At 71.9% G+C, this 24,227-nt stretch carries 24 protein-coding genes; 10 read left to right on the top strand and 14 right to left on the bottom strand.

The window, feature by feature from the left end; all coding sequences use genetic code 11:
• Positions 1-200 precede the first annotated feature (200 nt).
• Genes AB0B68_RS29040 through AB0B68_RS29030 form a run of 3 tightly spaced genes read right to left on the bottom strand, consistent with a single transcriptional unit; the run spans position 201 to position 2,974 of the window.
• The gene (locus AB0B68_RS29040; RefSeq protein WP_357264075.1) at positions 201-791 is read right to left on the bottom strand and encodes a GNAT family N-acetyltransferase; all 591 of its coding nucleotides are present in this window, start codon (positions 789-791) and stop codon (positions 201-203) included.
• Positions 788-2,299 (bottom strand): APC family permease, encoded by a 1,512-nt coding sequence (locus AB0B68_RS29035; RefSeq protein ID WP_357207013.1) that lies wholly within the window; start codon positions 2,297-2,299, stop codon positions 788-790. The genes AB0B68_RS29040 and AB0B68_RS29035 overlap by 4 nt, the downstream gene beginning before the upstream one ends.
• Before the next feature lie 48 nt (positions 2,300-2,347).
• Complete coding sequence (locus AB0B68_RS29030) at positions 2,348-2,974, bottom strand: GPP34 family phosphoprotein (protein WP_355007196.1); 627 nt, start codon at positions 2,972-2,974, stop codon at positions 2,348-2,350.
• A gap of 182 nt (positions 2,975-3,156) precedes the next feature.
• On the opposite strand from AB0B68_RS29030, the gene AB0B68_RS29025 reads away from it, so the two are divergent.
• The 3 genes from AB0B68_RS29025 to hrpB are packed head-to-tail and all read left to right on the top strand — an operon-like array spanning position 3,157 to position 6,792.
• Positions 3,157-3,981 carry a helix-turn-helix transcriptional regulator gene (locus tag AB0B68_RS29025; RefSeq protein ID WP_357207017.1) on the top strand — a complete coding sequence of 275 codons (825 nt, stop codon included), beginning with the start codon at positions 3,157-3,159 and terminating at the stop codon, positions 3,979-3,981.
• Between the two features lie 41 nt (positions 3,982-4,022).
• Positions 4,023-4,223: a DUF397 domain-containing protein gene (locus tag AB0B68_RS29020; RefSeq protein ID WP_355007195.1), complete on the top strand. Its 201-nt coding sequence runs from the start codon at positions 4,023-4,025 to the stop codon at positions 4,221-4,223.
• Between the two features lie 28 nt (positions 4,224-4,251).
• Positions 4,252-6,792, top strand: coding sequence for an ATP-dependent helicase HrpB (hrpB, locus tag AB0B68_RS29015; protein ID WP_357207010.1), 2,541 nt, complete (start codon positions 4,252-4,254; stop codon positions 6,790-6,792).
• Positions 6,793-6,800: 8 nt separating this feature from the next.
• Here the strand turns inward: hrpB and AB0B68_RS29010 are convergent, their stop codons facing one another.
• Positions 6,801-7,526, bottom strand: coding sequence for a protein phosphatase 2C domain-containing protein (locus AB0B68_RS29010; protein WP_357207008.1), 726 nt, complete (start codon positions 7,524-7,526; stop codon positions 6,801-6,803).
• Positions 7,527-7,797: 271 nt separating this feature from the next.
• On the opposite strand from AB0B68_RS29010, the gene AB0B68_RS29005 reads away from it, so the two are divergent.
• Complete coding sequence (locus AB0B68_RS29005) at positions 7,798-10,407, top strand: glycoside hydrolase family 9 protein (RefSeq protein ID WP_357264072.1); 2,610 nt, start codon at positions 7,798-7,800, stop codon at positions 10,405-10,407.
• Between the two features lie 67 nt (positions 10,408-10,474).
• Here AB0B68_RS29005 and AB0B68_RS29000 read toward each other — a convergent pair whose 3' ends face one another.
• Positions 10,475-11,131, bottom strand: coding sequence for an HAD family hydrolase (locus AB0B68_RS29000; RefSeq protein ID WP_357264069.1), 657 nt, complete (start codon positions 11,129-11,131; stop codon positions 10,475-10,477).
• Positions 11,132-11,375: 244 nt separating this feature from the next.
• On the opposite strand from AB0B68_RS29000, the gene AB0B68_RS28995 reads away from it, so the two are divergent.
• Positions 11,376-12,350, top strand: coding sequence for a hypothetical protein (locus AB0B68_RS28995; protein ID WP_357264066.1), 975 nt, complete (start codon positions 11,376-11,378; stop codon positions 12,348-12,350).
• Positions 12,351-12,415: 65 nt separating this feature from the next.
• Here the strand turns inward: AB0B68_RS28995 and AB0B68_RS28990 are convergent, their stop codons facing one another.
• From AB0B68_RS28990 to AB0B68_RS28970, 5 genes are read right to left on the bottom strand one after another with little or no spacing between them, the layout of a single operon-like run.
• Positions 12,416-12,673, bottom strand: coding sequence for a UBP-type zinc finger domain-containing protein (locus tag AB0B68_RS28990; RefSeq protein ID WP_091401591.1), 258 nt, complete (start codon positions 12,671-12,673; stop codon positions 12,416-12,418).
• Positions 12,670-14,241: a Na+/H+ antiporter gene (locus tag AB0B68_RS28985; protein ID WP_357207263.1), complete on the bottom strand. Its 1,572-nt coding sequence runs from the start codon at positions 14,239-14,241 to the stop codon at positions 12,670-12,672. The genes AB0B68_RS28990 and AB0B68_RS28985 overlap by 4 nt, the downstream gene beginning before the upstream one ends.
• A gap of 38 nt (positions 14,242-14,279) precedes the next feature.
• Entirely contained in the window at positions 14,280-15,245 is a 966-nt protein-coding gene (locus tag AB0B68_RS28980; protein WP_355007188.1) for a TIGR03885 family FMN-dependent LLM class oxidoreductase, read from the bottom strand.
• Between the two features lie 42 nt (positions 15,246-15,287).
• Positions 15,288-16,703 (bottom strand): NADP-dependent succinic semialdehyde dehydrogenase, encoded by a 1,416-nt coding sequence (locus AB0B68_RS28975; protein ID WP_357230711.1) that lies wholly within the window; start codon positions 16,701-16,703, stop codon positions 15,288-15,290.
• Positions 16,704-16,715: 12 nt separating this feature from the next.
• Positions 16,716-16,979: a DUF6343 family protein gene (locus tag AB0B68_RS28970; protein WP_091401582.1), complete on the bottom strand. Its 264-nt coding sequence runs from the start codon at positions 16,977-16,979 to the stop codon at positions 16,716-16,718.
• A 123-nt stretch (positions 16,980-17,102) separates the two neighbouring features.
• On the opposite strand from AB0B68_RS28970, the gene AB0B68_RS28965 reads away from it, so the two are divergent.
• Together AB0B68_RS28965 and AB0B68_RS28960 are read left to right on the top strand one after the other, a co-directional pair.
• Positions 17,103-17,696: an antibiotic biosynthesis monooxygenase gene (locus tag AB0B68_RS28965; RefSeq protein WP_357207259.1), complete on the top strand. Its 594-nt coding sequence runs from the start codon at positions 17,103-17,105 to the stop codon at positions 17,694-17,696.
• Positions 17,697-17,816: 120 nt separating this feature from the next.
• On the top strand, positions 17,817-18,668 hold the full coding sequence (locus tag AB0B68_RS28960; RefSeq protein WP_357207257.1) for a GDSL-type esterase/lipase family protein: 852 nt from the start codon (positions 17,817-17,819) through the stop codon (positions 18,666-18,668).
• A 16-nt stretch (positions 18,669-18,684) separates the two neighbouring features.
• Here the strand turns inward: AB0B68_RS28960 and AB0B68_RS28955 are convergent, their stop codons facing one another.
• From AB0B68_RS28955 to AB0B68_RS28945, 3 genes are all read right to left on the bottom strand, one after another.
• The gene (locus AB0B68_RS28955; protein ID WP_357264063.1) at positions 18,685-19,440 is read right to left on the bottom strand and encodes an EcsC family protein; all 756 of its coding nucleotides are present in this window, start codon (positions 19,438-19,440) and stop codon (positions 18,685-18,687) included.
• A 49-nt stretch (positions 19,441-19,489) separates the two neighbouring features.
• On the bottom strand, positions 19,490-19,636 hold the full coding sequence (locus AB0B68_RS28950; RefSeq protein ID WP_167457721.1) for a hypothetical protein: 147 nt from the start codon (positions 19,634-19,636) through the stop codon (positions 19,490-19,492).
• Between the two features lie 106 nt (positions 19,637-19,742).
• The gene (locus AB0B68_RS28945; RefSeq protein ID WP_357264060.1) at positions 19,743-20,603 is read right to left on the bottom strand and encodes a peptidase M23; all 861 of its coding nucleotides are present in this window, start codon (positions 20,601-20,603) and stop codon (positions 19,743-19,745) included.
• Positions 20,604-21,023: 420 nt separating this feature from the next.
• On the opposite strand from AB0B68_RS28945, the gene AB0B68_RS28940 reads away from it, so the two are divergent.
• The 3 genes from AB0B68_RS28940 to AB0B68_RS28930 are packed head-to-tail and all read left to right on the top strand — an operon-like array spanning position 21,024 to position 23,116.
• Entirely contained in the window at positions 21,024-21,944 is a 921-nt protein-coding gene (locus AB0B68_RS28940; RefSeq protein ID WP_357206147.1) for a PAC2 family protein, read from the top strand.
• Between the two features lie 37 nt (positions 21,945-21,981).
• Positions 21,982-22,779, top strand: a complete 798-nt coding sequence (locus AB0B68_RS28935; protein ID WP_357206145.1) for an exodeoxyribonuclease III — start codon at positions 21,982-21,984, stop codon at positions 22,777-22,779.
• Positions 22,780-22,798: 19 nt separating this feature from the next.
• Positions 22,799-23,116 carry an antibiotic biosynthesis monooxygenase gene (locus tag AB0B68_RS28930; RefSeq protein WP_145784112.1) on the top strand — a complete coding sequence of 106 codons (318 nt, stop codon included), beginning with the start codon at positions 22,799-22,801 and terminating at the stop codon, positions 23,114-23,116.
• Positions 23,117-23,130: 14 nt separating this feature from the next.
• Here AB0B68_RS28930 and AB0B68_RS28925 read toward each other — a convergent pair whose 3' ends face one another.
• Complete coding sequence (locus tag AB0B68_RS28925) at positions 23,131-24,099, bottom strand: zinc-binding dehydrogenase (protein WP_357264057.1); 969 nt, start codon at positions 24,097-24,099, stop codon at positions 23,131-23,133.
• Between the last annotated feature and the right edge of the window lie 128 nt (positions 24,100-24,227).

The raw sequence follows: 24,227 nt of genomic DNA, 5'->3' as shown, positions 1-24,227 counted from the left end.
GCCGACACTCGGTTGCCAGCCGATCGAAGTCGGGCTGCATGGACAGCAGTGTGCGGCGATCCCGGACGGGAACGAGGAGTCGTGGCATGCCGGGCTGGGGACCCGGCCCTCCGCTTTGCCCGAGCTGTCACGCGAGCGTGACAGCTCGATCACAAGGCGTGCTGGTCACGTCGACCCGACCAGCTCAGTGTTCGAACGGCTCAGTGTCCGACCGGCTCCCGCCACATCGGCCAGAACGGCGTGCCGTTGGGCACCCGGAACGGCTCGCCGGCCAGATAGCCGTGCTTCGCGTACAGGTCCCGGCTGCGTGGGCTGCTCGCCTCCAGGTACGCCGGCATCCCGTTGGCGTCCAGCCAGGCGTGGTGGTGGCGCATCAGCGCGCTCCCCAACCCCTGCCCCTGCCGGTCGGGCCGGGTCGCCAGGAAGGCGAGGTGGTGGTGGTCCGGGTGCGGGTGGTGCGCCGCGAACAGCTCGTCGAGGTGCTGGAACCGGTCGGTCCACTCGCCGCAGGCGGCGGCCAGTCGGGCGTCGTAGTCCGCAGGCGGCGGCGCCGGCTCACCGACCGAGGGAAACCAGACCGCCACCGAGGCCCGGTCCTCGGTCGCGTGGACCATGCCGTGCCGCATCGCGTGCTCGACCAGGATCTCGAAGTCTCCGGCCAGCACGGCCTCCCGCTTGCTCGCGTCGGGGACCAGCCAGTACGTCACCTCCAAAACGGTGAACGCCTCGGCGATCCGGGCCGCCACGAGCGACGTCTCCTCCGGCCCGAGCCGCTCGATGACCACGCTCATCGGGTCACCTCCACGGCGGCCGGCGCCTCCGGCCTGGTGACGGCGGCGGCGCTCGCCGCGCCCAGGCCGATCCGGGCGTACGTGTCCGGGCGGTTGCTGCGCAGCAGCAGGGCCCACCCGATGCCCAGCAGGGCAGCCACCGGGTACGCGGCGGGCAGCGCCCACCGCAGCGGGGAGTCCGGCGCGACGCCGAGCAGGTTGGCGAAGTTCGACACGGCTAACCAGATGATCACGAAGAGCGCGATGGTGGCCAGGCCGGGCGCGATGGCCCGTCGCCAGAGGTTCTCGCCGCTGGCGGTGCGGGCGAAGTAGGCGATCACCGCCACCGAGGTGGTGGCGATCAGCAGCAGGACGCCGAAGCCGCCTGTGGTGCCGACCCAGAAGAACAGCTGCACCACCGGCTCCCAGCCGTTGACCGCGTACAGCGCGATGACAAGCAGCCCGAGGACGCTCTGCGCCACCGAGGCGGCCCGCGGCGCGCCGGTACGGGCCGAGGTCTTACCGAACACCGCCGGCAGCACCCGCTCCCGACCGAGCGCGAACGTGTACCGGGCCGTGGTGTTGTGGAACGAGATCATCGCGGCGAGCACCGAGGTCAGGAAGAGCACCTGCCCGATGGTGACCATCGTGTCGCCGAGCTGCGCGCCGGCCAGGTTGAAGATCAGCTCGACGCCCTGCGTGCCGGCCTCGGCCACGATCTTGTCCTGCCCGACGGCGACCGTCATGGTCCAGGACGACAGCGCGTACAGCCCGGCGATGATCGCCACCGAGAGGTAGGTGGCCAGCGGCACCGTCCGCTTCGGGTCCTTGCTCTCCTCGCTGAAGACCACCGCCGACTCGAAGCCGACGAAGCCGAGGACGGCCAGCACCAGCACCGCGCCGACGCCCGACACGAAGAGGTTGTCCGGCGAGAACGAGGCGAAGCTGACCTGGCCGTCGGCCGGGTTGCCGAGCTGCCCCAGGTCGAAGATGAGGACCACCACGACCTCGGCGACCAGCAACGCGGCCAGGACCATGCCGTTGAGGTCGACCCGGAGCAGGCCGAGCACGCCGACCAACGCCCACGCCACCAGGGCCACGACGGCCCAGTGCGGGTGTCCGCCGAAGAGCCGGTCGAGCACCGGCTGGGCCGCCGCACCGATGGTGCCGTACAGCCCGACCTGGAGCGCGTTGTACGCGATCAGCGCGACCCAGGCCGCGCCCACGCCGGCCGGTCGGCCGAGTCCTCGGGAGATGTAGGCGTAGAAGGCGCCCGCGTTCTCCACCCGGCGGGACATCGCCACGTAGCCCACCGAGAAGAGGGCGAGGACCGCGGCGATCAGCAGGAAGGCCAGCGGGATTCCGGTCACCCCGATGACGCCGTAGCCGGTGGTGACGACGCCTGCCACCACTGTCAACGGCGCGGCGGCGGAGAGGACGAAGAAGATGACCGACGGGATGCCGAGGCGACCTCGGGCCAGGGCTTCGGAGACGTTGCTGGGTCGTTCGACTGTCGATGTCGGGGGCATACGACTACTCCGATCGTCGAGGGGAGGGTTGGGGGTTACCGGAGGGGATCAGGGGATGCCGCGCAGCACGGCGGCGCCGACGGCGGCCTCGGTGTGCCCGACGAGTTCCTTGAGCGGGGCCGGCAGCGCGGGGATGAGGACGTTCAGCCGGTGGTGCGCCCGAGGGCCGGCGCTCCACAGCACCTCACGGGTCAGCCCGGCGGCCACCACCAGGCCGAGCAGCAGGGCATCTGGCACGCCCGGTGGTTCCGGCCGGTCCAGCAGGGCCCGGAGGCGGGTGGCCGGCCAGGCCACCGCGTTGAGGTCGATCGGTAGGTAGCTGACCGTGGTACGCAGCAGTCGGCGGCTCTCCTGGCGGCGCAGCACCCCGGCGCGGGCGAGCCGTTCTCCCACCGACGCCGTGGCGCTCTGCGCCAGGAAACTCAGCCAGGTGCGCAGCTCCCGGTGTTGCGACTCGCCGATCAGCTGGTCCAACACGGTGTGCGCCAGGGCGTCGGCTGGCGGACGCCTGTCGATGACGGTGACCTGGCCGGCCACGACAGTGATGTGTCCGTAGAGGATCAGTTCGCCGAGGAGCCCGCCGGCCAGCCCGAGCCCCGTCGCAGCCGGGTGCAGTTTTGCCTTACCACGACTGTCGTTGTGGGCGATCAGGAAAAACTCGTCGGCGATGAGCAACGATCCTCCCGACAGGCGTGTCCACAGTGTTCGCAACCGGGAAAGGATGCACCGACAGCTACTGCAACGCAACTCCCAGATTTGAAAGTTGCACTCCGTGCATCTGCGACCTGCGGATCTTGTCGTGGCAGACTCGGACGGTGACCGCCACCCCCACCGTCCGACCCGCCGCCAGCCCGACCGTGCGGCGTCGCCGCATCGCCCGGGAGCTCCGCCAGCTACGGGAACGCGCGGGCATGACCCTCGATGTGGCCGCCCGTCAGCTCGACATGTCGAAGAGCAACCTCTCCCGGATCGAGACCGCGCAGATCGGCATCAAACCCCGCGACGTCCGGGCCGCTCTCGCGCTGTACCAGGTGACCGGTTCGGATGCCGAGGCACTGATCGAGATCGCCCGGGGGGCACAGCAGCGCGGCTGGTGGCAGAACTACAGCGACGTGCTCCCCGAGTGGTTCGAGTTCTACGTCGGGCTGGAGGCCGAGGCGGCGGCGCTGCGCACGTACGAGGCCGAGTCGGTGCCCGGACTGTTGCAGACCGAGGCGTACGCCCGGGAGATCTTCCGGCGCACCGCCGGCGAGGACGGTCTGGAGCGCAAGGTCGCCGCCCGGCTGCGCCGACAGGAGGTGCTGCGCCGCGAGGACCCGGTCGTTCTGTCGGTGATCCTCAACGAGGCGGTGCTCCTGCGCCCGGTCGGCGGAACCGCGGTGATGGCCGAGCAACTGGTCCACATGAGCCGGATCGCGCAGCTACCCAACGTGACAATTCAGGTACTGCCCTTCACCGCTGGCGGGCATCCCGCGATGAGCACCCCGTACGTGATCCTCAACTTCGCCGATGCCGCCGACGCGTCAGTGGTTTACCTGGATAACCTCACGATGGGGCTGGCTCTGGAAGAAGCCGATCATGTGCTCGGGTATAGCCTTCTGCACGAGGAGCTGTGCCGGATGGCGCTCGATCCGACGGCGTCGTTGACCCGTCTTGAGCATGCTTCTCGTAACTTTGCGTGACCGCTTCTGCGGCACGCCGACGCAGACGAGAGGTACCGCGGATGACGGCGTACGACCTGACCCGAGCGGACTGGCGCACCAGCACGCGCAGCAGCGGCAACGGCAACTGCGTGGAGGTCGCGACAGTCGCGGGTCAGGTCGCCGTCCGGGACAGCAAGGACCGCTCCGGCCCGGTGCTCGCCTTCGGCGCGACGGCCTGGCGGGCCTTCGTGCTCGGCGTCGGCGAGGTCCGTCGCTCCTGACGCACCCGTCCCGGTGCGAGACTGGGCCGTGCTCTCCGACGTAACCCTTGACCTGCCGGTCCGCCCGGTGCTGCCGGCGCTGGTCGCGGCTCTCGACGCGGCCGGCGCCGGTGTGCTCGTGGCTCCACCGGGCACCGGCAAGACCACCCTCGCGCCGCTGGCCGTGGCCGACCGGGTGACCGGTCGGGTGGTGATCGCCCAACCCCGCCGGGTGGCGGCCCGTGCCGCTGCCCGGCGCATGGCCGAGCTGCTCGGCGAGCGGGTCGGTGAGCGGGTCGGCTACGCGGTACGCGGCGAGCGCCGGGTCGGCCCGGCCACCCGGATCGAGGTGGTCACCACCGGCCTGCTGGTCCGCCGGCTGCACCACGACCCGGAGCTGCCCGGCACGGGTGCCGTGCTGCTCGACGAGTGCCACGAACGCCAACTCGACGCCGACCTCGCGCTGGCCTTCACCGTGGAGGCGCGCGCCACCCTCCGGCCGGACCTGTGGATGCTGGCGATGTCGGCGACCCCGGACACCGACCGGTTCGCCGCGCTGCTGGGCGGGCCCACCCCGGCACCTGTGGTGCGGGCCGACTCGGCGTTGCACCCGGTAGAGCGGATCTGGGTGCCCCCGGCGCGCCCGATCGCCCCGCCCGGGGCCGGGCCGGTGGACCGGGCCCTGCTCGACCACGTGGCCGCCACCGTCCGGCGGGCGCTGCGCGAGCACGACGGCGACGTGCTCGTCTTCCTGCCCGGGGCCGGCGAGATCGCCGCGGTCACCGGCCGGCTGGCCGACCTACGGGACGCTGTCGCGCTGCTCCCGCTGCACGGCCGTCAACGCGGCGCCGAGCAGGACGCCGCGCTGCGTCGCGGTGACCGACGGCGGGTGGTGCTGGCCACCGCGCTGGCCGAGACCAGCCTGACCGTCCCGGGGGTGCGGATCGTGGTGGACGCCGGGCTGTCCCGGGTGCCTCGGATCGACCTGGCCCGTGGGCTGGGCGCGCTGGTCACCGTGCCGGTCTCCCGCGCCGCCGCCACCCAGCGAGCGGGCCGGGCCGGCCGGGAGGCCCCCGGGTACGTCTACCGCTGCTGGTCGGCGGCGACCCACGAGCGGCTGCCCGCCCGCGCCGAGCCGGAGATCGCCACCGCCGACCTGACCGGCTTCGCGTTGGAGTTGGCCGCCTGGGGCCGACCGGACGGTGTCGGGCTCGCGTTGCCCGACCCGCCGCCGGCCGCCGCGATGACGGTGGCCCGGGACACCCTGGAAACCCTGGGCGCTGTCGACATCGACGGTCGGATCACGACGCGGGGGCGGTCGATCGCCGCCGCCGGGGCGCATCCACGACTGGCCCGGGCGCTCCTCGACGGCGCCGGCCGGGTCGGCGCCGACCGGGCCGCCGAGGTGGTCGCCCTGCTCGCCGAGGAGGGCGCCGCCGGCCCCGGTGACGATCTGGTCGCCGGTTGGCGTCGGCTGCGCACCGGCGTGGACGCGGGCGCGACCGCCCGTTGGCGCACCGAGGTACGCCGGCTGCGGGCCGCGCTGCCTGCCGACGCCCCGCCGAAGGGCCGCGCCGAGGCCACCGGCCGCACCGGCCCGGGTGGACTGAGCGACGATCTCGCCGCCGGGCTGCTCGTCGGTCTGGCGTACCCGGAACGGTTGGCCCGGGTGCGGCGGCCGGGCGGCTCGGCGTACCTGATGACCGGCGGGACCGCCGCGGAGCTGGCCGCCGGCTCGGGGCTGGCCGGGTCCGACTGGCTGGCGGTAGCGGTCGCGGACCGCACACCCGGCGCGCCGTCGGCCCGCATCCGCCGGGCCTCCCCGGTGGACGAGGCGACGGCCCGGGAGGCGGCCGGTCCGCTGCTGCGCACCGGCCGCGAGGTCGGCTGGTCGGACGGGGACGTGGTGGCCCGGGAGGTGACCCGGCTGGGCGCGATCGAGCTGGTCCAGCGGCGCCTGGACCGGCCGGACCGGGCGGAGGTGGCCGCCGCGCTGCTGACCGGCCTGCGCCAGGACGGGCTGGGGTTGCTGCCCTGGACGCCGGCGGCTCGGGCGCTGCGTGAGCGGCTCGCGTTCCTGAGGCACCACCTGGGCGAGCCGTGGCCGGAGGTTGGCGACGACTCGTTGCTCGACGCCGCGCCGACCTGGCTGGGCCCGGAGCTGGCCGCCGCGCGACGCCGGACCGACCTGGCGCGGGTGGACGTACCGTCGGCGCTGCGTCGGTTGCTGCCCTGGGCGCAGGCCGCCCGCCTCGACGAGCTGGCCCCGGAGCGGATCGAGGTGCCGAGTGGTTCTCGAATCCGGCTGGACTACGGCGACCCCGCCGCGCCGGTGCTCGCCGTGAAGCTCCAGGAGACGTTCGGCTGGCCGGCGGCCCCCCGCATCGCCGACGGTCGGGTGCCGGTGCTGCTGCACCTGCTCTCCCCCGCCGGCCGGCCGGTGGCGGTCACCGCCGACCTGGCGTCGTTCTGGCGTACCGGCTATCCGCAGGTCCGCTCCGAGCTGCGCGGGCGCTATCCCCGGCACCCGTGGCCGGAGGATCCGGGAACGGCCAAACCCACCCGGCACGCCACGCCGCGTCGGCGCTGAGCGGCGGTCTACTCCTCGACGACGTCGGCCACCACGACTGTGACGTTGTCCGGCGCGCCGGCGTGCAGGGCCAGGTCGATCAGCTTGGCGGCGCAGGCGTCCCGGTCCGGATAGCCGCTGAGCACCTCGGTGAGGGTGTCCGGGCGAACCACGTTGGAGAGGCCGTCGCTGCACAGCAGCCACCGGTCGCCCGCCCGGGGCACCATCGTCGCGTACGACGGGGAGACCTCGTCACCCTGCAACGCCTGGGTGACCACGGCCCGGCGAGGGTGGCTGCTGGCCTGGTCGGCGGTGATCACGCCCTGATCCACAAGCATCTGGACGAAGGTGTCGTCCCGGGTGACCTGCTTGAGCACGCCCTCGCGGAACAGGTAGGCCCGGGAGTCGCCGACGTGCGCGAGCGCCAGACAGCTGCCGGTACGGGCGAAGAGCAGGGCGGTCAGCGTGGTGCCCATGCCCTGGCGCTCGGGATCCTCGGCGACCGCCTGTCGGATCCGGGAGGTGGCGAGCGCGATGCCGCCCTCGAGCGCGGCCACCAGAGCGTCCTCGGGTGTCTCGAGGTCCAGCGGGGCGACCGCGTCGATGGTGAGGGCGCTGGCCAGGTCGCCGGCGGCCATTCCGCCCATGCCGTCGGCGACGGCGACGAGCCAGGTGCCGGCGTGCAGGGCGTCCTGGTTTCCGCTGCGGATCAGCCCACGGTCGCTCGTTCCCACGGAACGCAGCTTCAGGGTCATGGGTGGCAGCCTGCCAGGCGAAGGGCGCAGTTGTCTCTAGGAGATCAGGACGACGGCGCGTGGCGCGGCCAATCTCACGTCCGGAGGGCGGCGCGTCGGGGGTGCCGCTCGGGCTGGCCGCCCACGTCGGATGCTGAAACCCATCCAACCAGATCAATTGACAGGGCGTGCTGGCACTGGAAACATCGAGCAGACACCTGGGAGCGCTCCCAGCGTCTTCCCAGCTCCTTGCCACCACCACTGTCCCACTTCCCGTCCCGGAAGGACTCCCGTGACGCCATCCCGACGCCGCCTCCTGCTGGCTGCGGCGACCACCCTGGCCCTCACCGGCGCGGGCGCCGGCGCGGCCCACGCCGACCCACCACCGGACGCCCCCGAGCAGATCGACAACGGCGACTTCAGCGAGGGCGTGAGCCCTTGGTTCTCCTTCGGCACCGGCGCGCTGGCAGTCACCGACGGCCAGCTCTGCACCACTGTCGCGGGCGGGCTGGCCAACCCGTGGGACGCCGGTATCGGCCAGGACGGCGTGCCGCTGATCGCCGGCGCCGAATACACCCTCGGCTTCGCCGTCTCCGCCACTCCCGGCGCCGCGGTCAAGGCCGTGTTGCAGCTCGGCAGCGCCCCGTACACCACGTACGCGGCGGTGGACGCCACCGCCACCGGCACCCTCCAGCGGGTCGAGCAGACCTTCACCGTCCCGGACGACAACCCCAACGCGCAACTGATCTTCCAGGTCGGTGGCGCCGCCCAGGCGCAGACCATCTGCCTGGACGACGTCTCGCTGCGCGGCGGCGAGCCGCCCGAGCCGTACGTGCCGGACACCGGGCCACGGGTGCGCGTCAACCAGGTCGGCTACCTGCCCGGTGGCCCGAAGAACGCCACTGTCGTCACCGAGGCCACCGCGGCGCTGCCCTGGCAGCTGCGCAACGCCACCGGAACCGTCGTGGCCAGTGGCACCACCACCGCTCGCGGCGTCGACGCCGCCTCCGGGCAGAACGTGCAGACCGTCGACTTCTCCAGCTACCGCACCCCTGGCACCGGGCTCACGCTCACCGTCGACGGTGAGACCAGCCACCCGTTCGACATCTCCGGCGCCCTCTACGACCAGCTGCGCTCCGACTCGTTGCAGTTCTTCTACGCCCAGCGCAGCGGCATCGCCATCGACGGTGACCTGATCGGCGACGAGTACGCCCGGCCCGCCGGCCACCTCGGCGTCGCACCCAACCAGGGCGACACCAACGTGCCCTGCCAGCCGGGTGTCTGCGACTACTCCCTGGACGTGCGCGGCGGCTGGTACGACGCCGGCGATCACGGCAAGTACGTGGTCAACGGCGGCATCGCCACCTACCAGTTGTTGAACACCTTCGAGCGGACCAAGACGGCGGCCACCGCCAACGGCGGCGCCGAACTCGCCGACAGCACGCTGCGGGTGCCCGAGCGCGGCAACGCCGTGCCGGACATCCTCGACGAGGCCCGCTGGGAGCTGGAGTTCCTGCTGCGCATGCAGGTGCCCGCCGGCAAGCCGCTCGCCGGCATGGTCCACCACAAGATCCACGATCAAAACTGGACCGGGCTGCCGCTGTCCCCACAGGACGACCCGCAGCCTCGCGAGCTGCACCCGCCGTCGACCGCGGCCACCCTCAACATGGCCGCCACCGCGGCCCAGTGCGCCCGACTCTTCGCCCCCTACGACGCGGCGTTCGCGACCCGCTGCGGCACTGCCGCGAAGACCGCCTACGCCGCGGCCAAGGCCCACCCGGCGGTGTACGCCAGCCCGACCGACGGCACCGGCGGCGGCGCGTACGACGACAGCAACGTCACCGACGAGTTCTACTGGGCGGCGGCCGAGCTGTACCTGACCACCGGGGCGCAGAACTACCTGGCCGACCTGACCGCCTCACCGCACCACACCGGGAACGTGTTCGACGCCCGGGGCTTCGGCTGGCAGAGCGTGGCCGCGCTGGGCCGCCTCGACCTGGCCACCGTGCCGAACGGACTGCCCGCCGCCGATCTGGCCCGGGTCCGCGCCTCGGTCACCGCCGCCGCCGACACGTACCTCGCCGAGCTGCGCCGGCAGGCTTACGGGCTGCCGATGCCCGGAGACGCCAACAGCTACTTCTGGGGCGGCAACAGCAACGTCATCAACAACGCGGTGGTGCTGGCCACGGCCTTCGACCTGACCCGCAACGTCGCCTACCGTGACGGGGCCGTGCAGGCGATGGACTACATCCTCGGTCGCAACGCCCTGAACATCTCCTACGTCACCGGGTGGGGAGAGCACGCCGCGGAGAACCAGCACAGCCGGATCTTCGGCCACCAGCTCGACCCGAGCCTTCCCCGACCGCCCGCCGGCTCCCTCGCCGGTGGCCCGAACGCGGCCCTGCAGGACCCGTTCGTGGCACAGTTGCTGGCTGGCTGCGAGCCGATGTTCTGCTACGTCGACGACATCAACTCGTACTCGACGAACGAGGTGGCGATCAACTGGAACTCGGCGCTGACCTGGATCGCCTCGTTCCTGGCCGACCAGGGTGACGCCGGCGCGGTGCCGGCCGCCACCTGCACGGCGCGCTACACCAACTACGGCGCCTGGCAGGGCGGCACCGGGTTCACCGGGCAGCTGACCATCCAGAACACGGGCACCACCGCCGTCAACGGCTGGAGCGTGCGCTTCGCGTTCACCGGTGACCAGCGGGTACGCGAGGCGTGGCTGGCGAAGGTCACTCAGTCCGGCGCGACGGTGACCGCGCGCAACGAGTCGCACAACGCCAAGATCGCACCGGGTGGCTCAGTGATGTTCGGCTTCAACGCGACGACCACCGGGGGCGCCAACCCGAGCCCCGGCCTGGTGACCGTCAACGGGGCGGCCTGCTCGCTGACCTGACCGACGTCCTGGTGGCCGCCCGGGGAAGGGCGGCCACCAGGACCGCACGCTTCGCACGGCCGGCGGGTCAACCGCCGGCCGCGTTGTGCTCGGCCACCAGGCTCGGGAGTTCGTCGAGCGAGTCGATCCGGAACAGGCACCGCTCGGCCACCGTGGAGGCGTCGAGGATGTGCCCCCACGGACCGCGTCGGATCAGGCACGTCTTCATGCCCGCCTCCAGGGCCGGGCGCACGTCGTTGTCGGGCCGGTCGCCGACGTACAGGATCGACGACGCGACACCACCGCCCGCGGCGACGACCCGCTCGAAGAACGCCGGTGACGGCTTCGCCACACCCCACCCGTGCGACGTGCCGATCACGTCCACCGGAAGGTCGAGATCGCGCAGGGTCGCCTCCGCGTGAGCCGGCTGGTTACCGGCCAGGCCCACGAACAGGCCCTGGTCCTTCAAGGACTTCAGGCATCCCCGCGCGTCCGGGTAGAGATCCTCCTCGGCGAACGACTCCGGCTGGCCGGCCGCCGCCCGACGCTCCAGCTCGATGGCGAGATCGAAGTCGGGCCGGAAGACCCGGAACGTCTCCTGATAGTCCAGACCCCGGGCGATCACCGCACCGAAGACCGCCGAGAAGGTGTGCCGGGGCACGCCGAGCCAGTCGGCCCAGGCAGCGAACTCGTGGGACTCGTCGAGAATCGTCCCACCCACATCGAAGATGACAGTGTCAATCATGTCCGTCCCCCGTCGACGCTCACATCGTCGGTGAAGCATAGGCGGGGGTACGCGCAGCCGGCAGGCTTGGATGATCACTTGATGGGTGGCTGCACAGCGGTGGCGGTGTGGCGCTCCGCAGGACAGTTCGGGGCACGCCGGCAGGGTGTCTGCGGCCGGCACTGTCGAGCTGATGACGTGGACGAATCACCGGCACGCGGCAAAAGCGGTGGATCGGACGCGCCGAGTGGGCCATGGTGACGCCATGGATGGCAGCGGTCTGGTTGACGATGATCTGGCTGGCGGTGGATCGACTGGCGGTGATCTGGCCGGTGGTGATCTGACTGGCGCGGAGCGTCGGGTGTGGGCGGCGATGCCGGCCGGGTCCCGCAGCGCATTGTCCGGGCTTTCCGGCGCGGACCTGCGCAGTCTGCTGTTGAGCGTGGCCCGCGACCGGGCGGCGACAGCGCGGCCGTCCGAAGTGGTACGACGGTGGCGCGAGGACCGCTTCGTCCGCCCGGCTCGCACCGACCCGCGCGCGCTCGCGCGGGTGGAGGCCCGCATGTGGCAACTGCTGCCCGCCGACGTCGCCGGGGTGGAACTGTCGCCGGTCGTACCGGTCGGCGCCTGCTCGGCTGTCGCACCGGTCAGCCAGAACAGGATCGTCACCACGATGCGCGCCAGCGAGGTGCTGAGCGATCCCACAAACGCCCTCGCCATCGAGGCGGCCGTACGTCGCCGCCGACAGAGCGAGGTCCACCTGGCCGCGGCCCACCGGGTGTTGCGGGCGCAGGATTTCGGCAGCGCCGCGTCGGCGCACTTCCGGCTCTTCGCCCTGGTCTCCAGCGCCCGGGACACCGGCTCGGGCGACACGCAGGCCCGGCTGCTGGTCCGGCACCTCACCTACTGGCAGACCGTCCTCGCCGAGCTGGCACCGGCCGCCGCGCCTCAACTGCACGTCACCACGTTCGACAACGAGACGGTCCGGGAGCGGCTGGCCGACATGGTCCGACCGGCAGTCGACGCAGGTGCGGTGCCGCTCGTGGACGAACCGGAGCGATCTCGCGGTCGCGGCTACTACACGGGCTGCGCCCTGCGGATCACCGCCCTGAACGGCAGACTGGAGATCGGCGACGGCGGCCTCACCGACTGGACCGCCCGGCTGAGCGGTGACGCGAAGGAACGCTGCCTCGTCTCCTGCCTCGCCACCGAACGTCTCGTCGACGTCATCAGCCGCTGAACCCGGCCTGACGACGCCCGTCCCGCCCACCGTGCCCGACCCGGCCGACGGCCGACGGCGAACGATCAGCCGATCTCCTCGTCGACGAAGCACCAGCGCCAGGCCTCGCCCGGCTGCGCCGAGCGGATCACCGGGTGGCCGGTGGACGCGAAGTGCTTGCTCGCGTGCTGGTTCGGCGACGAGTCACAGCAGCCGACCTGCCCGCAGCTCAGGCAGGTGCGCAGGTGCACCCAGTAGGTGTCGCCGATGGCGACGCAGTCCGCGCACTCGTCGGGGGTACGCGGCTCGGCGGCACCGGCCTCGGTCAGGTGCTGACAGCTCACTTCTCAACCTCTCGCAGCAACGACTCTTCCAGGTCCAGGTCACGGTAGGCCTGCACCAACACTTCCTCAGGAATCCGACCGGAGTCCCGGGCCGCCCGGAACACGTCCCGCTCGGCGTCGATCATCTCCTGCCGCAGCCGACCGTACGCCTGCGACGGGGTCTCCCGCTCGTTGCCGCCGAGTCGTTCCCACGCCATGTTGGTGCGGTCCGCCACCGCTCGGCGTAGCCGGTCCACCACAGCATCCGGTGCGCCGTCGGCCAACTCGTCGAGGCGGTCCTGAGCGGCCTTGCTGGCCTGCTGCTGCACGGCGGCAGCGGAGAGCGCGTCCTGCACCGCGTCGTCCGGTGGCAGCTTCAACCGGCGGGCGACCAGTGGCAGGGTGGCGCCCTGGCCGACCAGGGTGAAAACGATCACGGCGAAGGCCAGCCAGATCAACAACGCCCTGGGGTACGGCTTGTCGTCGGCCAGGGTCAGCGGCAGGGCCAGCGCGGCGGCCAGGGTCACCACGCCCCGCATGCCGGCCCAGCCGATGATGATCGGGAACTTCGGTGACGGCCGGGCGTCACGGCGGCGCACCCGGGGGACCAACCGGGCCAGGTAGGTGGCCGGGAAGAGCCAGACGAACCGGGTCAGGAAGACGGTGGCGAGCACCGCGAAGGTGATCAGGATGAGCGAGCCGATCGGCTCGTCGAGGTCGCGCAACACCTCCCGCAGTTGCAGCCCGACCAGGAGGAAGACCAGGCCCTCCAGCAGGAAACGGACCAGCCGCCAGAACGCGCCGATCTGCAACCGGGACGCCGCCGACAGCAGCTGGGGCAGCTTGTGCCCGAGCACCAGGCCGGTGACGACAACGGCGACCACACCGGAGGCGTGCAGGTGTTCGGCGGTGAACACCACAGCGAACGGGATGATCAACGACAGCGCGTTGTCCAGCAGCGGGTCGGTGATCCGCCGATGCAGGAAGCCGAACACCAGCGCCCCGAGCGCCCCGATCAGGATGCCGCCGCCGGTGGACCGCAGCACCTCGATGGCGATCTTGTCGGCGCCGACGGCCGAGCCGATGGTGGCCATCGTCGCGACCCGCAGCAGCACGAGCGCTGTCGCGTCGTTGACCAGGCTCTCGCCCTCCAGAATGGTGACGACCTGGCGGGGCAGCCCGACCCGACGGGCGACGGCCGTGGCGGCCACGGCGTCCGGTGGGGCGACCACCGCGCCGAGGGCGAGGCAGATCGCGAACGGCAGCTGCGGCAACAGCAGGTGCAGCACCAACCCGACCACGAACGCGGTGAACAACACCAGGCCGACCGCGAGCAGCAGGATCGGCCGGATGTTGTTTTTGAACGCCGGCACCGAGGTCTCCAGCGCGGCCACGTAGAGCAGCGGCGGCAGGATGCCGACCAGCACCAACTCCGGCTCGAGGTGCACCTGCGGGAAGCCCGGCACGAACGAGAGCGCCAGGCCGAGGACGACCAGCACGATCGGCGCGAGCAGGCCGAGCCGGCGGGCCAACGCGGCGCCCAGGGTGGCGATCGCCAGGAAGACGACGACCGGAAACAGGCTTTCCATGGGGTACGAGCCTAGGGGTACGCCGGTTCCGGCCTCGATCAGCCGCCCGGGCGCAACTTCGGCAGCACCTCCGCGCCAAAGGCGTCGATGAAGCCGCGCTGCTCCTGCCCGACGTGGTGCAGGGCGATCTGGTCGAAGCCGAGCTGCGCGTACTCCTCCAGCCAGCCGACGTGCCGACCCAGGTCCGCCGACACGTTCACCACTTCAGCGACCCGCTGCGCCGGCACGTCGGCGGAGACCACGTCGAAGTGTTCGACGGTCTCCAGGTCCCAGCAGACCGGCGGGGCGAAGACGTTGCTGCGCCACTGGTCGTACGCGAGCGCCTCGGCCTGGGCCTGCTCGGGCGCCCAGGAGACGTGCACCTGGAGGTGCAGCGGCCCCCGCCCACCCGCGTCCCGGTACGCGTCGATCATCTCGCGCAGGTGCTCCACCGGGGCGTTCACGGTGATCAGCCCGTCCGCCCATTCGGCGCACCAGCGGGCGGTGGCCACGCTGACGGCGGCGCCGACCAGCGCGGGCGGCTGCTCGGGGCGGGTCCACAGCTTGGCGCGGTCCACCCGGACCAGGCCGTCGTGGCTGACCTCCTCGCCGGCCAGCAGGGCCCGGATCACGTCGACGCACTCCCGCAGCCGGGCGGCGCGCACGTCCTTGCGGGGCCACGGGTCGCCGGTGATGTGCTCGTTGCTGGCCTCGCCGGTGCCCAGGGCCGCCCAGAACCGGCCCGGGTACATCGCGCCGAGGGTGCCGATGGCCTGCGCGATGATCGCCGGGTGGTACCGCTGGCCGGGCGCGTTGACCACGCCGAAGGGCATGCCGGTGGCCTGCAACGCCGAGCCCAGCCAGGACCAGGCGAAGCCGGACTCGCCCTGCCGGGAGCTCCACGGGGAGAAGTGGTCGGAGCACATGGCGGCGTCGAAGCCCGCCCGCTCGGCGTGCATCACCGCCTCCAGGAGGGCGCGCGGACCGATCTGCTCATGCGAGGCGTGAAAGCCGAACGACGTCATGGGCACACCTCCTACCCACGTCCGCGTCCCCTGATGCGTGCCCTATTCCGCGTGTGCCCCCGCGCCGGCCGAGGCGGCGCCCTCGCCCACCCAGACCGTCTTGGTGTTGCAGAACTCCCGCATGCCCAGCGCCGACAGCTCCCGCCCGTACCCGGAGTTCTTCACACCGCCGAACGGCAACTCGGGGTACGAGGTGGTCATCCCGTTGATGAAGACGTTGCCGGCGTCCAGGTCGGTGGCGAAGCGCTCCTGCTCGGCCGGGTCCCGGGTCCAGGCGTTCGAGCCGAGCCCGAAGCTGGTGCCGTTGGCGACCTCGATCGCCTCCTCGTACGAGGAGACCCGGAACAGGCCGGCGACCGGGCCGAAGACCTCCTCGGACCACATCCGCATCTGCGGGGTGAGGTCGGTGACCACTGTCGGCGGGTAGAACCAGCCGTCGCCGTTCGGCCGCTCGCCGCCGCAGAGCACCGTCGCCCCGTTGTCGACCGCGTCGCTGACCTGGGCGTGCACCTCGTCGCGGCCACGCTCGCTGGCCAGCGGCCCGACGTCGGTGTTCGGGTCCATCGGGTCGCCGACGCGCAGCGCGGCCATGTTGGCGGCGAACTTCTCGGCGAAGGCGTCGAACACGTCGGTGTGCACGATGAACCGCTTCGCGGCGATGCAGGACTGGCCGTTGTTCTGGCAGCGGGCGGTGGTGGCAACCTCGGCGGCCCGGTCCACGTCGGCCGAGGGCATCACCACGAAGGGGTCGCTGCCGCCGAGTTCGAGGACGGTCTTCTTCAGCTCCCGTCCGGCGATCTGCGCGATGGACCGGCCCGCGGGCTCGCTGCCGGTGAGCGTCGCGGCGCGTACCCGGGGGTCGCTGAGGATGTGGTCGACGGCCTCCGAGTCGACCAGCACTGTGGTGAAGGCTCCCTCGGGAAAGCCTGCTCGCCGGAACACGTCCTCCAGCAGCAGCGCGGTCTGCGGCACGTTCGAGGCGTGCTTGAGCAGGCCTGTGTTGCCGGCCATCAGCGCCGGGGCGGCGAAGCGCATCACCTGCCAGAGCGGGAAGTTCCACGGCATCACCGCGAGCACCACGCCGATCGGCTGGTAGCGGATGAACGCCCGGGTGGCCTTCACGGCGTCGGCGTCGGCGGGCTCGTCGGCGAGGAACGCGGGGGCCTTGTCGGCGTAGAAGCGGGCGGCGGTGGCGCACTTGGTCACCTCGGCCTGCGCCGCGACGTACGTCTTGCCCATCTCCGTGGTCATGATCCGGGCGATCTCGTCGCGCTCGGCGTCCAGCAGGTCGGCCGCGGCGTTCATCCACTGGGCGCGCTGGTCGACTGTCGTCGCCCGCAGCTGGTGGAACGCGAGGTCGGTGCGCTCGATGGCGTCGTCGAGTTGCTCGGTGGACATCGCCTCATAGGTCTTGAGCACCTGTCCGGTGGCGGGGTTGGTGGTGGCGATGTGGGGCATTCCGTCCTCCTGTCACTCGAACAACGAGTGTCGTACGCCCGGCTCCTCGCGGCGGCGGGCGGCGCGGCGGCGCTGGATCACGACCAGGTCGACCACGGCGACCACGGCGAAGATCGCGCAGAGTACGCCGAGCCAGGCGATGCCGGCCCAGAACGCCAGCACCGCGAAGAGCACCATGATCACCAACCCGAAGCTGGCGAGCGTGAGCCGAAGGTTCAACGCGCTGTTCGCATGGCCGACCGTGCCACGGGCGCGCCGGGGCTGCGATCTCGTCATGCTTACGGAGCTACCCCCGATCGGCCGGATTAACCTGTACCGCGCGCCTGCACACCCGCGCCCGCCGGTGTGCTCCGGCACATCCGTTCGCGCCGCGGCCCCGGTCGACCGCAGGATGGGCGTATGTCAATGACCCTCGCCGTGCCGGTGACCGTCTCCATCGCCCGCCGCGTCGATCCCGGCCGGGCCAGCGAGATGGTGGCCTGGATGCGGGCCGGCACGGCGCTGGCCGAGGCGTTCCCCGGGTTTCTCGGCGCCGGCTGGGTGCAGAGCGGGCCCGGTTCGCCGGAGTGGCACATGCTCTACCGCTTCGCCGACGCCGAGACGCTGCGCCGGTGGGAGGAGTCGCCGCAGCGGCACTGGTGGCTCAGCTCGGCGCAGGGCATCGTCGAGCACACCCGGGTGGAGCGGCGTACCGGGATCGAGGGCTGGTTCGACAGGCCGCTGGAGCACTCGGTGGACCCGGTGGAGTTGGCCCCGCCCCCGTCGCCGCCCCGCTGGAAGCAGGCGGTGACCATCTGGCTGGCGTTCTTCCCCCTGAGCCTGACCGCCACCCTGCTGACGAGCCGCTTCCTCGACGCGATGCCGCTGGCGGCCCGGGTGCTGCTGATGACGCTCTGCCTGACCCCGCTGATGACCTATCTGGTGCTGCCTCGGATCACCCGGGCATTGCACTGGTGGCTGCACGGTCAACGGGCACCGTGGCGGGACGCATAGCACCTCTACGGCTTCCGCGTCGGCACTCTGCCGCATACCCGACAGCAACTTCCCGGCCAACCACATCCTGCGCATAGAGTTACCGCGCTGTCGCTCTGTGCTGCGGGAACGGGAGACGTCATGCCTCGACGCTGGGTCGCCGCACTGGCCTGTCTCGCGGCGCTGGTCGCACTGGCCTGCGAGGGCGGCAACTCCGCGGAGCCCCGTCCCACCACGAGCGGCAGGCCGTCGACCGGGCCCGGCGGCATCGCCGCTCTCGGCGACTCGATCAGCACCGGCTTCGCCTCCTGCCTGGTGCTCACCTCCTGCGAGCGCAACTCCTGGTCGACCGGGGACGGGCTGCGGGTGCAGAGCCACTACCGGCGGCTGCTCGAACAGAATTCGGCGATCCGCGACCGGACGTACAACCATGCCCGTCCCGGCGCCCGCGCGGACGCCCTCGTCGGTCAGGCCCAGGCGGCGGTACGCGACCGCGCCGACTACGTCACAGTGCTGATCGGCGCCAACGACGTCTGTCGGGGCGGGGTCGACGCGATGACACCGGTGGCGCAGTTCCGGGCCGACGTCGACAAAGGGCTGCGGGTCCTGCGGACCGGCCGGCCCAAGGCCCGGGTGCTGGTGGTGAGCATCCCCGACCTGTACCGGCTCTGGGAGGTCGGGCACGACGACGAACGGGCCACCCGCGCGTGGCGGCGGGGCATCTGCCCGGCCCTGCTCGCCGAGGCGACCTCGACCGCGCCCGCCGACCGGGCGCGCCGGGCCGCCGTCCGGGACCGGATCGACGCCTACAACGCCGAGTTGAAGGCGGCCTGCCGGGCGTACGGATCACGGTGCCGGCACGACGGCGGCGCGTTGCACAAGGTCCGATTCACCCTGGACCTGCTCAACCCGCTGGACTGGTTCCACCCCAACGCCACCGGCCAGGGCCGGATCGCCGAGGTGACCTGGCGCTCCTCCGGCCTGGCCAGCTGACGGCCCGGACGGGCCGTCAGGGTTGGCGCGGCTCCGGGACGCCGTTGCCGCGGGAGCCGTAGAGCGCCCGGGACCGCTGGGCGAGATCCTTTGTGGCCGACGAATTGGCCCAGGTGCCGAGCACGATTGCCGCACCGGGCACGATCTTGGCGACCATCCGTTTCGCGGCCCGCACGCCGGCCATCTGGGCCAGCCGGACGCCGAGTTGCAGCATGACCCGACCCAGCGGACGCTGGCCGCCCAGGCCGAATAGCGCGTCGGCGCGCTCCCGCCCGGCGGCCACGCCGAGCGCCAGCCTGGCGCTCTCGGCGACCTTGTGCACCCGCTGGAGCACCAACAGGTCGGTGGCCCGGTCGCTGTGCAGGGGGTCGACGCCGTACGCGGCGGCGATGTGCAGGGCCATCCGCGCTTGGGTCCAGGCCAGCACGCCCACGTCGATCACCGCGCCGGGCAGCCCGGCCGCGCCGGAGACCGCGCCGGACAGTCGGGCCAGGTTGACGAACTTGCGGGCTGCCTGGTCGGCCAGGGCCTCGGCGGAAACCCCGGGCTGCTCGACCCGGGCCCGGGCGGCCCACTGCGCGGCTTCCGGCCCCAGGCGGCGCACCGCCTCCAGGGCAAGGTGCTCCGGCGCGTACTGCGGGTCGTCACGCATCCGGTCCCAGAGCCGGGCCGGCGGACCCTCGGGGGCGTCCACCGGCCCGGCCGGCAGGTCGACGGACGGCTGCGGAGTAGGGACGGCGGGCTGACCGCCGACGGGCGGGGTGTCGGTCACCAGGTCTCCCCAGGGGTGGAAACGGTGGGCAGGGCGGCCGATGGAACGGTCAGCGGCGGCGGTTGGACAGCCGGGCCGCCAACCCCTTCAGCTTCTGCTGGTTGCCCGGCTTGGCCATCTCCCGACGGCCTCGCTCGACCAACTGCTGCCCCTTCGGCGATCTCAGGAACGTGGTGATCCGCTGCATCAGTGACATGGCGTCCTCCTGTCGATGGTCCCGTAGTCATGTGTACCCCGAACCTGCAACACATGTACCCGGGATCCGACAGCCTCAACCCTGACCGTCCATAGTGGGCGGTAGGTTACCGCCCCGCCGGCACGATGGCGTCAACGACCCGGGTGGCCCGCCACTCGTGCTGCTGGTAGTGCTCGGGGTACGCGGAGACCTGCACCGCCTGGGCGGCGTCGGTGAGCCGCATCCGCTGCCAGCCGGGCACCTGCTCCAGCGCGCTGAGGAACTGCCGGGTGGCGAACTCGGGGTCCATCAGCTGCCCCACCGGGCCCCAGCCGCTGCTGGAACGCTGCTGGAACAACCCGACCGAGTCGTGGTCCCAGCCGACGCCCTGGTGCGGATAGTCCTGCGACTCGGGCAGCACGCCACTGGCCACGTTGTAGAGGTTGCTCTCCTGCATGGCGGTGGCCACCGCGATCACCAGACCCCGGCGCGGCACCCCCATCTTGCGGCCGGTACGGACGATCGCCTCGGCGTTCTCCATCTGGTCCTCGTCCAGCCCGGCGACGGGCGCCGGGTCGGTCGGGCGAACCGGGGCGACCTTGCGGGCCGGCGCGCTGGTGTCCGGATCGGCGGGGCTCGCCGCGGCGGACTGGGCGGCGGCGGAGGCGCTCGGGACGACCGTGCGGTCGAGGGAACGGGAGGCGCGCTGCTGCTCGGCGCGCTGCGCCAGCTCGGAGCTGGAGAGCGATCCACTCCGCGTCGCCGCGTCGGCGTCCTCGTTACGAACCTGGACGACGGCGGTCAGACCGAGGCAGCACACCACACCGGTGGCGAGCGCCAGCTGTGCCCGGCGTCGACCGGTCAGGTCCCGGGCGTACGCCCGAAGCCGGGTCGCGGCGGTTGTCCGTTCGGTTGAGGTGCCATCCTCCGTATCGGCAGTGGGGCTGCTCGGGGCGTACGGGTCGTCGAGGGTGCCGTCGTCACGCATCAACCGAGGCTAGGCAGGTGGAAACCCCGATCACGCACGGTGATCACGTGGCGCTCGACACAGATCGGAGCCGTACTGGTGGACGACCCGGGCGGGGTGACCCGCCCGGGGAACGGACCTCGCGTACCGGATGAAGCTGGCGCCGCACGCGGACCCGCACGGGCCAGGACGGAAGCGAACATTCCACCCCTGAGCCCAACATGATCGACAAACTCGGCCTTTGGGCCGAACCGCCCCTCGGCCGATCGGCCACGAGGCTCGGCCTGGTGGCGTAAACAGACGATTAGTCCGGTCACGCCCACCACCCGGCCAACGGATCGCCCGACGAAGGAATGCGCCAGGATGGCGGGTACGTTGCCCGAACGGGTGCCCTCCGTCGCGACGGCACCCCGCAGGCACATTTCAGGGAGGTCCGCACCGGTGCTCGACCCACACGAGCTCTACCAGCTCACCGATGATCTGCCCGACCTCGGGCAGCCGGTCCTGATCCAGGCCCTCACCGGGTTCGTGGACGCCGGAAACGCCAGCCGACTGGCGCGTGAGCAGCTGCTCACCTCGCTGGAGGGTCGGCCGATCGCCACGTTCGACGTCGACCAGCTCTTCGACTACCGGTCGCGACGACCGGTGATGACCTTCGTCGAGGACCACTGGGAGAGCGTCGACGCGCCCAAGCTGGAGCTGCACCTGCTGCAGGACGACGACGAGACCCCGTTCCTGCTGCTCACCGGCCCCGAACCGGACCTCCAGTGGGAGCGTTTCGTGGCCGCCGTGGCCGGGCTCGCCACCCGGCTGGACGTCCGGCTCACAGTGGGGCTCAACTCGATCCCGATGGCGGTCCCGCACACCCGGCCGACCGGGGTGACAGCGCACGCCACCCGCCCCGAGCTGATCGCCGGCTACGAGCCGTGGTTGCAACGCGTCCAGGTGCCCGGCAGCGTCGGTCACCTGCTGGAGTTCCGCCTCGGCGAACAGGGCCGCGACGCGCTGGGCTTCGCCGCCCACGTGCCGCACTACGTGGCGCAGACCGAATACCCGGCAGCCGCCGAGGTGCTGCTCACCTCCGTGTCGCGCAGCACCGGGCTGCTGCTGCCCGGCGACGGGCTGCGCTCGGCCGCCGAGGTGGTCCGGGTGGAGATCGACAGGCAGGTGGCGCAGACCGAGGACGCCGCGGCCCTGGTCCAGGCCCTGGAGGAGCAGTACGACGCGTTCGCCCGAGGTCGGGGCGAGAAGAGCCTGCTCGCCCCTGATGCCGGCCCACTGCCCACCGCCGACGAACTCGGCGCCGAACTGGAACGGTTCCTGGCCGAACAGACCCGTCCCGGCGACACCCCGGCCGGCTGACCCGGCGTCGCGGCGGCGAATGCGGCAGGCTGGGGGCATGCGCCTGGCGACCTGGAACGTCAACTCGGTGAAGGCCCGCCTACCCCGGCTGCTGGAGTGGCTGGCCGACACCGGGCCGGACGTCGTCTGCCTTCAGGAGACGAAGTGCCCCGACGGCGCCTTCCCGGTTGCCGAGGTCGGCGCGCTGGGCTACACCGTGGCCAGCCACAGCGACGGCCGGTGGAACGGGGTGGCCATCCTGTCCCGGGTCGGGCTGGACGACGTCCGGGTCGGGTTCGCCGACGAGCCCGGCTTCCCCGAGCCCGAGGCCCGGGCCATCTCGGCTACCTGCGACGGGGTGCGGGTCTGGTCGGTGTACGTGCCCAACGGCCGGACGCCGGAAGACCCGCACTACGCGTACAAGTTGGCCTGGTTCGCGGCGCTACGCGACGCGCTGGACGCCGAGCTGGCCGGCGGTCTGCCGCTGGCGGTCTGCGGCGACTTCAACGTCGCCCCGACCGACGCCGACGTCTGGGACCCGGCGGTCTTCACCCACTCCACGCACGTCACCCCGGCCGAGCGGGCAGCCCTCGCGGCGCTGCGCGACCTGGGCCTCAGCGACGTCGTGCCCACCCCGATGAAGGGCCCGCACCCCTACACCTACTGGGACTACCGGGCCGGCATGTTCCACCAGAACAAGGGCATGAGAATCGACCTGGTGTACGCGTCCGCGCCGTTCGCCCGAGCGGTCCGCACCGCGTACGTGGACCGGGAGGCCCGCAAGGGCAAGGGACCCTCCGACCACGCGCCGATCGTGGTCGACGCTGATCTGGTGCCCGCGGTCGAGACGTTCTGAGTTTGGCTAGGGTGGGCAGATGGCAGTCGTGAAGATCAACGCAATCGACGTCCCGCCCGGTGGCGGCGCGGAGTTGGAGAAGCGGTTCGCCGCGCGGGCCGGAGCTGTGGAGAACTCCCCCGGCTTCCTCGGCTTCGAACTCCTCCGCCCGGTGGCCGGCGAGACCCGCTACTTCGTCTACACGAAGTGGGAGAGCGAAGAAGCGTTCCAGGCGTGGGCCGCCGGCCCGTCGCGCGCCGCCCACGCCGCCGCCCCCGGCGACAAGCCCCGTCCCCCGGTCTCCACCGGTGCCAGCCTGCTGGAGTTCGAGGTGGCGCTGCACGTCCCCCAGCCCTGAGCGACTGCCACGTCTCACGGAATGAGGAGGGCCTTGCCCGAGATCGAGCGCGCCTCCATCGCGCGGTGAGCCTCAGCCGCGCAAGACAGTGGGTACTCGCGTGCGATCACCGGGCGTATCCGCCCCTGCGCCGCCTCGGTCAGGGCCCTGCCCGCGAGCCGCACCATCTCCGGCGCCTCGAACTGAACGTCCGCGATGCCGTGTACGTCGATGCCGCGCGCCTGCGCACTTTCCAGGTCCACCGTGGCGAACTCGCCACTCGCCGCCCCATGGGCCGAAACCCGCCCGCCGTCGGCCACCAGATGGAAGGCGTCGCTGCCGAGTTTTCCCCCGACACCGTCCAGCAGCACATCGACGGACAGACCGCCAAGGGCTTCGCGTACCGCGTCGGTCCATCCGTCACCCGCGTAGTCGACGACAGCGTCGGCGCCGAGCCGTCGTACCAGTGTGAGCTTGTCCGCGCCACGGGCCGCTCCCACGACCTGCGCGCCGAGACGGTGGGCGAGCTGGACAAGCAGCGTTCCCATGCCGCCCGCGGCCCCCAGGATCAGGACCCGGTCGCCCGGCTTGACGCCGACACTGTCGATGATGCCCATGGCGGTCACGCCGTCGTGTGCGAGAGCAGCCGCTTCCCGCAGGCTCAGTCCGTCGGGGACCGGCACCAGCCGGTCGACGCTCGCCCGAACCAGTTCAGCGTATGAACCCCGCGTCCCGGCACCCGCAACGACCTGGCGGCCAAGCCAGGACGCAGAGACGCCCGGACCGGCGGAGACCACAGTTCCCGCCGCTGCGCCGCCCGGTGTGTACGGCGGGGTGACAGCGAACATCTCACCCCAGCCACCGCGGATCTGAGTCTCAAGGTAGATCGTGTCCACGGCCTCGGCCCGAACGATGACCTCCCCCTCCCTGGCTTGCGGATCGGGCAGGTCCACCAGGTTCAGAACCTCTGGACCCCCGTACTCAGAAACCTGGATCGCCCGCACGCGTGTCTCCGATCAGCCGCGGTCCAGTGCTTCGGATCCGCTTCCATACCTCGTGTCAGCGACGCTAGGACCTGAATGCTGGTTGAGGTCAAGTCGCGCCGGACCGGCTGTCGCCGTTGATAGCGTCG

Origin of the sequence: Micromonospora sp. NPDC049049 (assembly GCF_040649115.1) — a bacterium.
In the GTDB taxonomy this organism is placed as follows: domain Bacteria; phylum Actinomycetota; class Actinomycetes; order Mycobacteriales; family Micromonosporaceae; genus Micromonospora.
This window is presented reverse-complemented; position numbering and strand designations above follow the sequence as displayed.

What these genes read in the sequence shown, in the direction of transcription:
- AB0B68_RS28985 (WP_357207263.1), bottom strand. Translation starts at nt 14,241, where the DNA reads ATGGAAAGCCTGTTTCCGGTCGTCGTCTTCCTGGCGATCGCCACCCTG.
- AB0B68_RS28960 (WP_357207257.1), top strand. Translation starts at nt 17,817, where the DNA reads ATGCCTCGACGCTGGGTCGCCGCACTGGCCTGTCTCGCGGCGCTGGTC.
- AB0B68_RS29010 (WP_357207008.1), bottom strand. Translation starts at nt 7,526, where the DNA reads ATGACCCTGAAGCTGCGTTCCGTGGGAACGAGCGACCGTGGGCTGATC.
- AB0B68_RS29035 (WP_357207013.1), bottom strand. Translation starts at nt 2,299, where the DNA reads ATGCCCCCGACATCGACAGTCGAACGACCCAGCAACGTCTCCGAAGCC.
- AB0B68_RS28995 (WP_357264066.1), top strand. Translation starts at nt 11,376, where the DNA reads ATGGATGGCAGCGGTCTGGTTGACGATGATCTGGCTGGCGGTGGATCG.
- AB0B68_RS29000 (WP_357264069.1), bottom strand. Translation starts at nt 11,131, where the DNA reads ATGATTGACACTGTCATCTTCGATGTGGGTGGGACGATTCTCGACGAG.
- AB0B68_RS28930 (WP_145784112.1), top strand. Translation starts at nt 22,799, where the DNA reads ATGGCAGTCGTGAAGATCAACGCAATCGACGTCCCGCCCGGTGGCGGC.
- AB0B68_RS28975 (WP_357230711.1), bottom strand. Translation starts at nt 16,703, where the DNA reads ATGCCCCACATCGCCACCACCAACCCCGCCACCGGACAGGTGCTCAAG.
- AB0B68_RS29020 (WP_355007195.1), top strand. Translation starts at nt 4,023, where the DNA reads ATGACGGCGTACGACCTGACCCGAGCGGACTGGCGCACCAGCACGCGC.
- AB0B68_RS28965 (WP_357207259.1), top strand. Translation starts at nt 17,103, where the DNA reads ATGTCAATGACCCTCGCCGTGCCGGTGACCGTCTCCATCGCCCGCCGC.
- AB0B68_RS29040 (WP_357264075.1), bottom strand. Translation starts at nt 791, where the DNA reads ATGAGCGTGGTCATCGAGCGGCTCGGGCCGGAGGAGACGTCGCTCGTG.
- AB0B68_RS28980 (WP_355007188.1), bottom strand. Translation starts at nt 15,245, where the DNA reads ATGACGTCGTTCGGCTTTCACGCCTCGCATGAGCAGATCGGTCCGCGC.
- AB0B68_RS28935 (WP_357206145.1), top strand. Translation starts at nt 21,982, where the DNA reads ATGCGCCTGGCGACCTGGAACGTCAACTCGGTGAAGGCCCGCCTACCC.
- AB0B68_RS28970 (WP_091401582.1), bottom strand. Translation starts at nt 16,979, where the DNA reads ATGACGAGATCGCAGCCCCGGCGCGCCCGTGGCACGGTCGGCCATGCG.
- AB0B68_RS28945 (WP_357264060.1), bottom strand. Translation starts at nt 20,603, where the DNA reads ATGCGTGACGACGGCACCCTCGACGACCCGTACGCCCCGAGCAGCCCC.
- AB0B68_RS28950 (WP_167457721.1), bottom strand. Translation starts at nt 19,636, where the DNA reads ATGTCACTGATGCAGCGGATCACCACGTTCCTGAGATCGCCGAAGGGG.